Below are 12,679 nucleotides of genomic sequence, written 5' to 3'. Positions count from 1 at the left end.
GTCGGGTCCTGCGCCTGCTCGGTCGAGGCCGGCTCGGTCGGAGTCGGCCCGGTCGGGGTCGGGGTCGGCTCGGTCGAGGCCGGCTCGGTCGTGCTCGGTCCGCTCGGGGCGGGCACGGTCGGCGTCGGGTCCACGCCGGTCGGCGGGACCACCTCCGGCGCACTCGACGACGGATCCGCGGTGACCAGGCGCGATGCGGTGACGACCCGCTGCCGGTTGTAGTCCGCGACCGCCATCCGCTGCCCCGCGTCCACCGAGACCGCGGTGGGGTTCGCCAGGGCCGACCCGTCCGGGGCGGCGTCGATCGCCACCGACCACCCGTCGCCGGTGCGGGACCACACCCGGCCGCCGGCGTTGTCGACGACGAAGACCGACTCCTCGTCGTCCACGGCGACACCGAGCAGGCGGACACGGTCGGTGACCGGGAACCCGAGTGCGGTGGCTGTGCCGTCCGACCGGTCCAGTCGCCACACCTCGTCCTGCTGGGCGTCGCTGACCACGAGCGCGCGGCCGTCCTCGGTCAGGGCGACGCCGCCCGGATCGGTCCACGGCCCGTCCACCCGGGTCCAGTCGCCCACGCTCAGGTCGGCGGTCCAGAGCGCGCCGCTCCCCGGGGCACTCGCCCAGACCGTCGAGCCGTCGACTGCGAGTTCGGACACCGATCGGCGGGTGGGCGGGGCCGGGATCCGGGTGAAGGTCCCGCCGTCCAGCAGGGCGACGGTGCGGCGACCGGCCTCCGCCACCACGAACCGACCGTCGGCCAGGGCGACGACCGCGGAGGGGTTCCACACGGCGGTGGCGTGCGTCCCGAACACGGCGATCGTCTGCCAGGAGCCGTCGGCGTCGCGCCGCAGCAGACCGTTCGCCGCGAAGTCCGCGACGACGAGGCGTCCCCGAGCGTCGTGGTCGACGTCGTTGGGTGCGGCGAAGAAGGCGGCCACCGGCGGTGCGGCGGTCTCGGCCGTCTGCGGTGTCCAGGTGACGGTGTCGGCGACGGCCGCCGTGCTGGCGAACCCGTTCAGGACACCGATCGCGACCAGCGCACCCACGACCACCGAGACCCCGGTCGGCAGCAGTGCGGCCCGGACGCCGCTCGAGATCGTCCTGCCCTGCACCATCCACGCCCCCGGTCGTCGTCACGGGGCCCGTCGCCCCCACGTGAACCTACTCGTCACGGGGTACAGGACCGTCCCCCAGTTCGGGGACAGCGCGGAGATGGGACAGGGCGGATGTGCGCAGTGCGGCAGCCGGACCGGTCAGGACGGTGCGTGCACCCGCTGCTGGGCGGCGAGCAGCCCGACGTCGGCGATCGCCTCGACCGCGTCCGCGGCATCGGCCAGCAGGATCGGCAGTGTCTTCTTCTCGGCTGCGGCGAAGTCACGCAGCACGTAGTCGGCGGGGTCTTGGCGACCGGGCGGACGACCGATGCCGACGCGCACGCGCATGAACTCGTTCGTGCCCGTCGCCTTGATGATGTCCCGCAGACCGTTGTGGCCGCCGTGCCCACCGCTGCCCTTGAGCCGGACGGTGTCGAACGGCAGGTCGAGCTCGTCGTGCACGACGACGAGGTCGGCCGGGGTGGCGCTGTAGAACCCGAGCACCGACGAGACCGGCCCACCCGAGGTGTTCATGAACGACCCGGGCTTCGCGAGCACGAGTCGTGTGCCGCCGGGCACCAGGCGCCCCTCGGCGACCTGGTTCGGCGTCTTGTGCTTCTTGAACGTCGCACCCATGCGGGACGCGAGTTCGTCGAGGACCATCTGGCCGACGTTGTGGCGGTTGCCGGAGTAGCCGGGCCCGGGGTTCCCGAGCCCGACCACGACGAGCGTGTTGCCCGTCATCAGCACTCCGCCATCAGCGTCGACCAGATGCCCGCGAAGGGGTGTTACTCGGAGACCGGCTCGGAGCCGCCCTCGGCACCGGCTTCGGCGCCGGCCTCGGCCGAGGCCTCGTCCGCAGCGTCGTCGTCGGCGGTGCCACGCGGGGTGACGATCTGCACGACGAGCGCCTCGGGGTCGGTCTCGAGCTCGGCGCCCTCGGGGAGGGTCAGGTCGGCGGCAGTGATCTGCTTGCCGTCCTCGAGGCCCTCGACGTCGACCGTGACGTGCTCCGGGATGTCGGTCGCGAGCACGAGCAGCGAGACCGTGTTGAGGTCCTGCACGTGGATCGTGCCGGAGAAGGACTCGCCCTCGACGACGACGGGCACGTCGACCGTGACCTTCTCGCCGCGGCGCAGGACCACGAGGTCGATGTGCTCGATGATCTGACGCACCGGGTCACGCTGGACGTCCTTGACCAGGGCGAGCTGCGCAGCGCCCTCGATGTCGAGGTCGACGACCGCGTTGGCGGTACGGACGAGCAGCATGGTCTCGTGACCCGGCAGGGACACGTGCTGCGGCTCGGTGCCGTGGCCGTAGACGACGGCGGGGATCTTGTCGGCAGCGCGGAGCTTGCGCGCAGCGCCCTTGCCGAACTTGGTGCGGACTTCCGCTGCGAGCTTGGTGTAGTCGGCCATGGTGCCTCCTGGTCGTCGGGGACGACGCCGGGATGCCGGCATCGTGGGGGGTCTGTGGTGTTGCAACTCGAACGCGTGCACGCGTGAGGAACGATCCCAGAGTCTGGCCGGGTATCCCACCGCGTCGATCACGGCTGCGCGCGCGCAGCCCTCGCCGAAGTCAGGGACCGAGTCTAGCAGGACGGGCCGCGCGTGTCGCCCACCCGACGGCACCGCCCGGGCCGGGGTCCGTCAGCGGCCGAGGTCACGGCGGTGCTGCTGCGAGGCGGCCAGGAGTTCCCGTGCTCGGTCGCTCGCGGCCTCGGCCTCGTCGCGGGCTGCCTCGAGCCGGGCGATGTCGGCTTCGACCTGCTCGAGGGCACGCCGGAACTCCGCGCGGCGCTCCTCCGCCTGTTCGAGATCAGCCTCGGCGGCGTCGAGTGCCGCGTCGGCGTCTCGGGACTCCGTGCGCGCTGCGGTCTCGGCCTGGCGCGCGGCCTTCCGGTCGGCGGCGGGGTCGCGCGTCGGTTCGGGATCGGCGTCCGACTCCCGCTCCGGCTCCGGCTCCGGCTCCGGCTCCGGTCCACCGCGCTTCGCGGGCCGGGAGGCGCGGGTCGCCTTCCGCGCGCCCCTCGCCTCCGCGATGGGGATGGGCGGCGCACCACTGCCGGACCAGGCGTCGGGGACCGCGTCCGGGTCGGCGAGCGATCCGTCGAGGTCGACCGTGTCGAACCCCACGCTCTCGAGCGGCGCCACGAGCAGCCCCGACGTGACGGCCGCTCCGGCGTGCGGATCGGCCATCGCCGCCTCGATGGTCGAGCGCACCTGGTCGAGCACCGCCGGCGTGACCGGGTGCCCGGCGTCCGAGGCCAGGTCCGACCCGGCCTGCGTCAGCGCCTCGACCACCTCGGCGCGCTGCCGTCGGAGCGCGCGGATCGCGTCGGGGTCGGCGTCGGCCTGGGCCTTCCGGAGCGACGGCCCGAGGTCGACGGCGTCGTCGAGCGCTCCGTCGTGGGCGAGCAGGTCGACCACCCACGCGGCGGGCGCGGGCTTCCGGAGCTTCCCGATCGCCGCGGCGAGCGCACGGTCGTCCTTCCGGACCGCCCGCTGGCGTGCGGTCCGCTCGGCGACGAAGTCCCCGGGCGCGACGAGCAGCAGCTCCCTGGCGACGTCCGCGAACCCGAGGTCTTCCACGCCTCCACTCTGCCCGCCGCGGCGCCGCGGACTACCAGTCGTGGACGGTGCCGTCGGCCAGGCGGTTGAACGGCAGGTAGGCCTGCTCGTACGGGTACTTGCCGGCTTCGTCGACGTCGAGCGTGACGCCGAGGCCCGGCTCGTCGCCCGGGTGCAGGTAGCCGTCGGTGAACGTGAACGTCTGCCGGAACACCTGGTTGGTCTGGGGACCGTGCTGCATGTACTCCTGGATGCCGAAGTTGTGGATCGCCAGCCCGAGGTGCATCTGGGCGGCGAGGCCCACCGGCGAGATGTCGGTCGGGCCGTGGAACCCGGACCGGATCTGGTACATCGCCGCGTAGTCCATCGTCTTCCGCAGCGGGGTGATGCCGCCCATGTGCGTGACGGCCCCGCGGACGTAGTCGATGAGCTGGTCGCGGATGATGTCCTTGAAGTCCCAGATCGTGTTGAAGACCTCGCCGATCGCCAGCGGTGTGGTGGTGTGCTGGCGGACGAGCTTCAGTGCCTCCTGGTTCTCGGCGGGGGTGCAGTCCTCGAGCCAGAAGAGGTCGTACGGCTCGAGGGACTTGCCGAGCTTGGCGGCCTGCAGCGGGGTCATCCGGTGGTGGCCGTCGTGCAGGAGCGGCAGCTCGGGGCCGAACTCGTTGCGGACGGCCTCGAACACGGTGGGCACGTGGCGCAGGTACGCGCGGGTGTCCCAGTCCTCCATCGCCGGGAACGCCCCGCGCTGCGCCGGCTCGAAGTCGTACCGCACCCCGGCGTTGCCCTCGGAGGTCGTGTTCGACGCGATGCCGTAGATGCTCTCGAGCCCGGGGACACCGGTCTGCACCCGGATCGAGCGGTAGCCCTCTTCCTGGTGCTCGCGGATGGAGTCGAAGAGCTCCGGGAGTTCCTTGCCGGAGGCGTGCCCGTACGCCATCAGCCCCGTGCGGGACGCCCCACCGAGCAGCTGGTAGAGCGGCATGCCGGCGACCTTGGCCTTGATGTCCCAGAGGGCCATGTCCACGGCGGCGATCGCGGCCATCGTCACGGGACCCCGGCGCCAGTACGACGAGCGGTACAGGAACTGCCAGGCGTCCTCGATGCGGCTGGCGTCACGGCCGACCAGCAGCGGGACGACGTGCTCGGAGAGGTACGCGGAGACCGCCAACTCACGACCGTTCAACGTCGCGTCGCCGAGCCCCGTCACCCCGTCGGCGGTCGTGAGCTTGAGCGTGACGAAGTTGCGGTTCGGACTCGTGACGATGACCTCGGCCCGGTCGATCAGCTGCCCGCGGTCGGCGGAGGCCCAGGTGTCCGGACGACCCGAGGTCGCCTGGGCCGGTCCGCCGTCGCTCGCGCCGGGGAACGGGGCCGCCGGGTTCGTGGTGTTCGTGTCGGTCATGCGTGGACTCCTTCGTCGGAGGGCGCGCGGACTGCTGCCGCGGCGCTGCGGATCCCGTCGGCCGCCGCCGTCACGGCGGCGACCACGGGGGTCGTGTCGAGGTCTGGGGCGATGACGGCCAGGACGTCGTGCAGGCTCGAGTCTGGCCCGGGAGCGCCGGGGTCGTCCACCAGGTCGGGCTGCCCGGTCACGTGCAGCCACCACGCGGCGATCAGGGTCGCGGCACCGGTGCCGACCTCGGCGGACGGGTCGCGCGCCAGTCGGCGCCGCACGACGTCGACGACCCGGACGGGCAGCTTCTGCGAGCCGCCGACCGCGATCTGCCGCAGGGTGTGGCGGATGCGGGGGTTGGCGAACCGGTCGACCAGGGCCGCGCGGGCGTCGGCGACCTCGGCGTCGGGCAGCGGCAGTTCGAGCGCGGCTTCGTCCCAGAGCAGCTCGACGGCCGTGCGGCACACGGGGTCGTCCATCGCGGACGCCACGGTCTCGTGGCCGAGCTGCAGGCCGAGGTACGCCAGGAGCGAGTGCGCGCCGTTGAGCAGCCAGAGCTTCCGCTGCTCGTACGGCGTCACGTCGTCGACGACCCGCACGCCGGCGCTCTCCCACGCGGGCCGGTCGATCCCGTCGAAGGCGTCCTCGAGCACCCACTCGGCGAACGGTTCGGTGACCACCGGCACCCGGTCGCCGTCGAGCGCCCCGGGCAGTTCCGCCAGACGTGCGACGTCGTCGGCCGTCGTCGCGGGGGTGATCCGGTCGACCATCGACGAGGGGAACGTGACGTGCTCGTCGATCCACGCGAGCAGAGCGGGGTCGGACACCGCGGACAGCACGGCGTCGCGGAGCACCGCACCGTTGTGCGTCAGGTTGTCGAGCGACACCAGCGCGATCCGGCCTCCGTGGGCGGCGCGGCGGGCGGCGAGCCCGTCGACCAGCCGGGACGGCACGTCGGAGTCGGCCCGGTAGCCGGCCTCGGTGACCGTCAGCGTGACGATGGTCGTGTCCGGTGACGCGACCACGTGCCGCCAGGCCGCGTCGTCGGTGCCGGGGTGGGCCGCCACGATCGTGTCGATGACCTCGGCAGCATCGCCGTCCGCGGCGCGGGTGACCAGCGTGTACCGGCAGTCCTGCGCGGTGAGCGCATCCGCCGCGGCCGGCGAGCGCCCGGTGAACGCGGTGATGCCCCATGGTTCGCCGTCGGTGTGCGCCGTGTACCAGGCGAGGTGGGCGCGCGCGAAGGCCCCGACGCCCAGGTGGACGATGCCGGCACGACGGGTCATGCGGTCACCGGCACGAGCGAGCGCAGGTACGCCAGGTTGTCGGCGGTGCGCTCGGCGAGCGGGAGGTCGGTCGAGAAGTCCTCGATGGTGACCCAGCCGTCGTAGCCGTGCTGCCGCAGGGCGTCGAGGTACTCGGACACCGAGGCCTGGCCGTCGCGCAGGGGTGCCCACTCGTTCTGCCAGATCCGGCTGCCGTCGGCGCGGGTCTCCCCCGTGTCCACCCAGCGGGCGTTCTTCACGTGGGCGTGCGCCAGGTACGGCCCGAGCAGCTCGAACGCGGCGAGGTGGTCCTCCTGCCCCTCGATGACGAGGTTGCCGAGGTCGTGGATCACCCCGACGTGTGCCGGGTCGAGGCCGTCGACCAGTCGTCGCGCGGCCGAGGCCGACGGCGTGATCGTCATGTGGTGCAGCTCGACCAGTGCCTTGACCCCGAGCTCGGCGGCCCGGCCTGCGGCCCACTCCAGGTCGACGCGGGTCCGGTCGAACACCTGGGGGTACGTCTCGCCGGTGCGCTCCTGCTCGCGGCGGTACATCGGCATCGTGACCCGGACCTGACCAGCGCCGAGTTCCGACGTGACGCGGAGCATGGTGTCGACGCCCTCGTGGTCGGCGGCGGGCTGGTAGCCGCCGATGCCGGAGTACCCGAGCCCGGCAGCGTCGGTGATCCGGGCGATCTCGGCCACCTGGTCCTGGATGCCCGTGAACTGCCACGTCGAGCGGTTGCCGGCCCAGAAGCCGGAGGAGCCGTCCTCGGTGCGGTCGTCGACGATCCGCCACTCGATGCCGTCCCACCCCTGTCCGGCCAGCGTCTCGGCCGCCTGCTGCGGGGTCCAGTCGGGGGTCGAGGCGGTGAACACGGAGAACTTCATCGGGTGGCTCCTTCGGTGGCGGCGGGGGCTCCGACGACGGGCACGACCTGGTCGTACTCGCCCTGGATGACGTCGTCGATGCGGACGGGATGCCCCAGCGTCGCGCTGACGTACAGGCCGCGGACGGTGGCGAGGGAGACGAGGGCGTCGTCGACGGTGACGCCCGGATCGCGGCCCTCGCGGATCGCCGCGACGATGTCGGTGTACTGGCGTGCGTGTCCGGCGGCGAAGTGGTCGGGTTCGGCCGGCCCGCCGACGACGTGCTCGGGCGGCACGACCTCGTCCTTCTGGTCGACGGCGTCGGCGACGGCCGTCGCGTTCGCGGTCGTCGACGCCGACTCGAGCGTGGCCGTGTCCGGCGCGACGTGGAAGTACGCGAGCCGGTCGTCGTCGACGATGGCGGAGCCGTGGGTGCCGTACACCGCGTAGCGTGCCGACAGGCCCGGGTAGGCGGCCGTCGTGCAGTGGATCACCCCGAGGGCGCCGCCGCGGAACCGGACGGTGGCGACGGCGGTGTCCTCGACCTCGATGCGGTCGTGGGCGAGCAGGCCGGTCTGCGCGGAGATATCCTCGGGCCGACCGAGCGCCCAGACGAGCAGGTCGACGGTGTGCACGCCCTGGTTCATCACGGCGCCACCACCGTCGAGCGCCCAGGTGCCACGCCAGTCGCCGGAGTCGTAGTAGCCCTGCGACCGGTACCAGGCGACACTCGCGACCCCCGAGGTGACCGTGCCGAACCGGCCACCGTGCGCGGCCTCGGCCACCGCGGCCGACGCCGGGTCGAACCGGTGCTGGCTGATGACGCTCGTCACGAGACCGCGAGCGCGGGCGTCGGCGGCGAGCGCCGCGATCTGCCGGGCCCGGGGCATCGTGGTGTCGAGCGGCTTCTCGATGACGACGTGCTTGCCGGCGGCCAGGGCGGCCTCGGCCAGCTGCACGTGCATGCCGGACGGCGAGCAGATCGCCACGACGTCGATGTCGGTGGCGGCGATGGCCTGCTCGATGGTCTCGGTGGTGATCGGCCGCGGGACCCCCATCGTCTCGACCTCGTCCGCGGCGCTCGTGGCCGCGGCGGGGATCGCGTCGACGAGGGCGACGACCTGCAGGTCGGGGTGCTGGACGGCGACGCGGGCGTGGTGGCGTCCGATGACGCCGGCGCCGACGACGGCCAGCTTGAGCGGGGTTGCTTCGGTCATCGCAGGGTGACTCCGATCTGGTCGGTGAGCGTCCGGAAGGCCCGCCCGGCGCGCCCGAAGGCCGCCGGGCCGGAGAACCCGCCGAGGGAGGTGACGTCGCTGAGGTGCGGTTCGAGGGAGGCGTAGCCGGAGTACCCGGCGTCGCGGAGTGCGGTGAGCGTCTGGAGCAGTTCGCCGTCGCCCTCGCCCGCGGGCACCACGGAGGAGTCGGCGGCGAGGGCGTCCTTGACCTGCAGGTAGTCGACGTACGGGGCGAGCTGCTCCCAGCCGTCGGTGAAGGGCCGGACGCCGCACTGCACGTAGTTCGCGTTGTCCCAGGCCAGCCGGAGCGCGGGCGAACCGACGCTCTCGACGATGTCGAGCACCCGCGCGGGGACGTCGCCGTAGATGTCCTTCTCGTTCTCGTGCAGCAGGGTCACCCCGTCGCGCTCGGCGAGGTCGGCGAGGGCGCGCATGCGGACGAGTACGTCGTCGCGGACGGCCTCGGGCTGGCGGCCTGCGAAGTAGAACGAGAAGATCCGGATGTTCGTCGTGCCCAGGGCGTGCGCTGCTCGGATCGCCCGGGACAGGCGCGACACCTCGTGTTCGACGGGTTCGTCGACGGACACCTTGCCGATCGGCGAGGCGATGGCGGACACCGCCTGCCCGCGCTCCTGGAGGACGCGGTGGAGCGCCGCGAGCTGGTCGTCGTCGAGGTCGACGACGTTGACGCCCCAGGCACTGCGGACCTCGATCGCGCTGGCGCCGAGTGCCTGCAGCACCGCGACCTGGACGACGGGATCGGCGTCGATCTCGTCGCCGAATCCGGAGAGTTCCCAACTGGGCTGGGTCATTGCGTTCCCTTCATGCGACCAGGGTGACCGGCGGGGCGGACGCGCACCGGGCCTCCAGTCAGATCTGTGGACGATTCGGCGGACTGCACAGGGCTACTTGACGGAGCCGGCCGTCAGGCCGCCGACCAGGTAGCGCTGGAAGATGAGGTACAGGGCGACGACGGGGACCGCGCAGACGATCGACGCGGCCATCATCTGGCCGTAGATCGGGACGGCACCGCCCTCCTGGGTGGTGCCGAGCACCTGCAGCACCACGGCGACGGTGCGGGTGTTCGGGGTCGTCATGATCGTGGAGAACAGGACGTCGTTCCAGCCGAGCAGGAAGGCGAAGATCGCGGAGACGACGATGCCCGGCCACGACAGCGGCAGCACGATCTTCGTCAGGATCTTCGTCGAGCTGGCGCCGTCGATGCGGGCGGCCTCCTCGAGCTCCTTCGGCAGGCCGCGCAGGTACGTGACCATCACCCACGTCGAGAACGGCAGGGCGAACGTCAGGTAGGTGACGAACAGGCCCCAGCGTGTCCCGATGATCTGCACGCCGGTGGCGCTGGCGATGTTCGAGAACACCACGAAGACGGGCAGGAGCAGGAGTGTGCCCGGGATGGACTGCAGGGCGAGGAGCCCGCGCAGGATCGTCAGCCGCCCGAGGAACCGGAACCGGACGAGCACGTAGGCGGTGGACACGGCGAGCGCCGCACTCGCGACGGCGACCGCGCCGGCGGTGAGCATCGAGTTCACCAGTCCCTCGCCGAGGGCGACCGTGGACCAGATCTCGACGTAGTTCGACAGGGTGAACTCGGACGGGAAGTACTCGCCGCGGGCGACCGCGACGTCCGAGTTGACCGAACCGAACAGGATGTAGAGCACCGGCACGGCGATGAACGCGATGATGACGGCGATCACGGTGACGAGCAACCAGCGGGGCAGCAGGCGTGTGACGTCGGTGTCGTAGGGGCGCTTGTGGCGTCGGCCGGGTGCCGTGATGCTCTCGGTGAGCGTCGCGGTGGGGCGGGTGCGCGTGGTGCCGAAGGTGGTCATGCTCGTGCTCCGTCGATGTCGGCGGTGGTCGGGGCGGCGGCGAGCGTGGCGCGGTCGGCGCGGCGCTGCCTGCGCGAGGGACCCGCGTCGTCACCGGTGTCGAGCTTGACCGCCCGCAGGTAGACGAACAGCGGGATCGCGACGATCACGAGCGAGCAGATCGCCATCGCCGCGGACAGGCCGAAGCGGAACGACTGGAAGCTCGCGATGTACGTCAGGACGGGCATGACCTCGACGCTCGACGGCAGCGGGACGCCGAACAGCACGAACGGCAGCGTGAAGTTGTTGATGTTGTGCAGGATCGAGATGATCACCGCCAGGCTCAGCGGACCGCGCAGGTACGGGAAGATGATGTACCGCAGCTTCGCCCACCACGTCACCCCGTCGAGGGCGGCGGCCTCGTGCACCTCGTTGTCGACGGCCTGCAGCCCGGCCAGGGACAGCAGGTAGACGAAGGGCCAGCTCGTCCAGATCATCACCCCGGCGAGCGCCCAGTAGGACGCCGAGCCGTTCAGCCACAGCACGTCGGTGTGCAGGATCGAGTTGACGACGCCCTGCGGCTGGAGCATCGTGCGGAAGAACGTGCCGACGACGAACGCGGGCAGCACGTACGGGATCAGGTAGATCGAGCGGACGAGCCCGCGGCCCGGGAACCGGTTCTGCGTCGAGATCGCCGCGGCGACCCCGATCGGCACGGTGACGGCGGTGACGAGCACCGACAGGGACACCGAGATCCAGATGGAGTGCAGCAGCGGCGAGTTCGTGAACGCCTCGGTGAAGTTGGCGAACCCGACGAACGGGGCGCTGAACCACTCGCGCAGCGTGTACTGGTCGAGGTCGAGCATCGCGATGAAGAAGCCCACCAGGAGCGGCACCACGATGACGGCGAGCATGAGGACGCCGCCGGGCAGGAGCATCCACAGCGGACGCTCGCGCTTGTACAGGGGTGTCTTCCCGACCGGGCGGACCGGCCGCGGTGGTGCCGCGTCGGTGCGGGGACGGGTCTGCGTGCTGGTCATCACAGCCCTCCGTTCTTCTGGCGGTCGAGGGTGGCCTGGGCGTCGCGTTGCGCTGCTCCGAGCCGCTTCCGGAGTTCGTCGTCGGTGACCTCGCCGGACTTGAGCGACGGGATCGACTGCACGACGACGTCGACCAGGGCGAGCTGGATGTCAGACCACGCACCGGTGAAGGCGGTCGGCTTCGACAGGCGTCCGGCGTCGATGATCGGCTCGAGCTGCGGGTTGTCCGCCGCGAGCCGCGCGGCGGCGTCGACGTTGGTCGGCAGGTTGCCGAACAGCTCGTAGTACTCGAGCTGTGCCTCCGGCGCACTGAGCTGCTCGATGAAGTCGAACGACAGGTCCTGCTTGGTGCCGTAGTCGGCCACGACCCAGTTGTCGCCCGAGAGGATGCTCGCCGCTTCGATGCCGTCGCTCGGACGCGTCGTCGCACCCGGTGGCACGGTCGGCAGCAGGGCGAACTCGTACTTGCCGTCGACCTCGGTCCCCTCGAACGAGTTGATCGCCGTGGTGGTCGTCATCGGGAAGAACGCGGCCTTGCCGTCGGTGAACTGCGCGAGTGCCTGGGCGTTGTTCCAGCCGATCGCGGCCGGGTCGACGACGCCGTCCTTCGTCACCCAGTCGAAGTAGGTGCGGTAGGCGTTCGCGACGGCCTCGCTGTCGATCTCGGCCGTCGACCCGTCGACGATCGTGTTGCCGGCGTTCTGGGCCATCCCCCACACGAACTTCCAGGGGTCGAAGCCGTCGGCGTACGCGATCGCCATGCCGTGGCGGCCGTCACCGGTGGTGGCCTTCGCGGCCGCGGTGAGTTCGTCCCAGGTGGTGGGCATCTCCTTGATGCCGGCCTTCGCGAGCAGGTCCGTGTTCACCGCCATCACGAACGGGCGGCTGGCGAACGGGATGCCGATCTGCTTCGACTCGCTCGGGCCGGAGATGCCGAAGGACGCGGGGTCGAACTGGTCCTTGCCGCCGATCGCGTCCCACTCCTCCGTGCCCATCTCGACGAAGGCGCCGGTGGCGTAGGCGGTCGGGGTGAAGGTGGTGCCGATCGCGTAGACGTCGGGGCCCTGCCCGGAGATGACGCTCGTCTGGATCGCGGTCAGTTCTTCTTGGGCGGACGAGTACGTCTCCCACTGGATGTCCGCCCCCGTGGTGCGCTTGAACTCGGCGGCGGTCTCGCGCTGCCACTGCTTGCGTTCCTTCGGGTAGGTGGTGTCCGCGCCCATCATCACGCGGAGGGTGTTCGGGTCGTCGCCGCTGCCGTTCACCACGGCACATCCCTGCAGGGACAGTGCGGCGAGGGCGACCACGGCGACTGCACCGACGAGGGTGCGGGGCCGTAGGCGTCGCGTGTTCGTGCTTCGCGTTCTCATCCGGG

The 12,679-nt window shown here is 71.6% G+C and carries 12 protein-coding genes; all 12 read right to left on the bottom strand.

Translation table 11 applies throughout. The annotated features are described in order from the left end of the window. Positions 1 to 1,118, bottom strand: a 1,118-nt coding sequence (locus tag LEL83_RS12055; protein ID WP_308009910.1) for an SMP-30/gluconolactonase/LRE family protein, incomplete at its 3' end; no start/stop codon positions are given. 138 nt (positions 1,119 to 1,256) lie between these two features. Further along, on the bottom strand, positions 1,257 to 1,841 hold the full coding sequence (gene pth, locus LEL83_RS12050) for an aminoacyl-tRNA hydrolase (RefSeq protein ID WP_225558997.1): 585 nt from the start codon (positions 1,839 to 1,841) through the stop codon (positions 1,257 to 1,259). Between the two features lie 44 nt (positions 1,842 to 1,885). Then, the gene (locus LEL83_RS12045) at positions 1,886 to 2,515 is read right to left on the bottom strand and encodes a 50S ribosomal protein L25/general stress protein Ctc (RefSeq protein ID WP_198657823.1); all 630 of its coding nucleotides are present in this window, start codon (positions 2,513 to 2,515) and stop codon (positions 1,886 to 1,888) included. Positions 2,516 to 2,746: 231 nt separating this feature from the next. Next, positions 2,747 to 3,688, bottom strand: a complete 942-nt coding sequence (locus tag LEL83_RS12040) for a hypothetical protein (RefSeq protein ID WP_225558996.1) — start codon at positions 3,686 to 3,688, stop codon at positions 2,747 to 2,749. A gap of 31 nt (positions 3,689 to 3,719) precedes the next feature. Next, positions 3,720 to 5,072 (bottom strand): D-mannonate dehydratase ManD, encoded by a 1,353-nt coding sequence (manD, locus tag LEL83_RS12035; protein ID WP_225558995.1) that lies wholly within the window; start codon positions 5,070 to 5,072, stop codon positions 3,720 to 3,722. After that, a complete protein-coding gene (locus LEL83_RS12030; protein ID WP_225558994.1) occupies positions 5,069 to 6,349 on the bottom strand; it encodes a mannitol dehydrogenase family protein in 1,281 nt (426 codons plus the stop codon). Before LEL83_RS12030 ends, manD begins: the two co-directional genes overlap by 4 nt. Continuing rightward, positions 6,346 to 7,218: a sugar phosphate isomerase/epimerase family protein gene (locus LEL83_RS12025; RefSeq protein ID WP_225558993.1), complete on the bottom strand. Its 873-nt coding sequence runs from the start codon at positions 7,216 to 7,218 to the stop codon at positions 6,346 to 6,348. Before LEL83_RS12025 ends, LEL83_RS12030 begins: the two co-directional genes overlap by 4 nt. Further along, positions 7,215 to 8,414: a Gfo/Idh/MocA family protein gene (locus LEL83_RS12020; protein WP_225558992.1), complete on the bottom strand. Its 1,200-nt coding sequence runs from the start codon at positions 8,412 to 8,414 to the stop codon at positions 7,215 to 7,217. The genes LEL83_RS12025 and LEL83_RS12020 overlap by 4 nt, the downstream gene beginning before the upstream one ends. Continuing rightward, positions 8,411 to 9,247, bottom strand: coding sequence for a sugar phosphate isomerase/epimerase family protein (locus LEL83_RS12015; protein ID WP_225558991.1), 837 nt, complete (start codon positions 9,245 to 9,247; stop codon positions 8,411 to 8,413). Before LEL83_RS12015 ends, LEL83_RS12020 begins: the two co-directional genes overlap by 4 nt. Before the next feature lie 93 nt (positions 9,248 to 9,340). Continuing rightward, on the bottom strand, positions 9,341 to 10,285 hold the full coding sequence (locus tag LEL83_RS12010) for a carbohydrate ABC transporter permease (protein WP_198657817.1): 945 nt from the start codon (positions 10,283 to 10,285) through the stop codon (positions 9,341 to 9,343). Beyond that, positions 10,282 to 11,304: a carbohydrate ABC transporter permease gene (locus tag LEL83_RS12005; RefSeq protein ID WP_225558990.1), complete on the bottom strand. Its 1,023-nt coding sequence runs from the start codon at positions 11,302 to 11,304 to the stop codon at positions 10,282 to 10,284. The genes LEL83_RS12010 and LEL83_RS12005 overlap by 4 nt, the downstream gene beginning before the upstream one ends. Continuing rightward, positions 11,304 to 12,674 (bottom strand): ABC transporter substrate-binding protein, encoded by a 1,371-nt coding sequence (locus tag LEL83_RS12000; protein WP_225558989.1) that lies wholly within the window; start codon positions 12,672 to 12,674, stop codon positions 11,304 to 11,306. Before LEL83_RS12000 ends, LEL83_RS12005 begins: the two co-directional genes overlap by 1 nt. Positions 12,675 to 12,679 lie beyond the last annotated feature (5 nt).

Origin of the sequence: Curtobacterium oceanosedimentum, from assembly GCF_020297365.1 — a bacterium.
Taxonomy (GTDB): Bacteria; Actinomycetota; Actinomycetes; order Actinomycetales; family Microbacteriaceae; genus Curtobacterium.
Note: the sequence above shows the minus strand (reverse complement) of the source record. Positions and strands in the feature narration are given on the sequence as shown.

Coding starts and splice junctions, on each gene's coding strand:
- pth (WP_225558997.1), bottom strand. CDS start 1,841: ATGACGGGCAACACGCTCGTCGTGGTCGGGCTCGGGAACCCCGGGCCC.
- LEL83_RS12045 (WP_198657823.1), bottom strand. CDS start 2,515: ATGGCCGACTACACCAAGCTCGCAGCGGAAGTCCGCACCAAGTTCGGC.
- manD (WP_225558995.1), bottom strand. CDS start 5,072: ATGACCGACACGAACACCACGAACCCGGCGGCCCCGTTCCCCGGCGCG.
- LEL83_RS12030 (WP_225558994.1), bottom strand. CDS start 6,349: ATGACCCGTCGTGCCGGCATCGTCCACCTGGGCGTCGGGGCCTTCGCG.
- LEL83_RS12025 (WP_225558993.1), bottom strand. CDS start 7,218: ATGAAGTTCTCCGTGTTCACCGCCTCGACCCCCGACTGGACCCCGCAG.
- LEL83_RS12020 (WP_225558992.1), bottom strand. CDS start 8,414: ATGACCGAAGCAACCCCGCTCAAGCTGGCCGTCGTCGGCGCCGGCGTC.
- LEL83_RS12015 (WP_225558991.1), bottom strand. CDS start 9,247: ATGACCCAGCCCAGTTGGGAACTCTCCGGATTCGGCGACGAGATCGAC.
- LEL83_RS12010 (WP_198657817.1), bottom strand. CDS start 10,285: ATGACCACCTTCGGCACCACGCGCACCCGCCCCACCGCGACGCTCACC.
- LEL83_RS12005 (WP_225558990.1), bottom strand. CDS start 11,304: ATGACCAGCACGCAGACCCGTCCCCGCACCGACGCGGCACCACCGCGG.
- LEL83_RS12000 (WP_225558989.1), bottom strand. CDS start 12,674: ATGAGAACGCGAAGCACGAACACGCGACGCCTACGGCCCCGCACCCTC.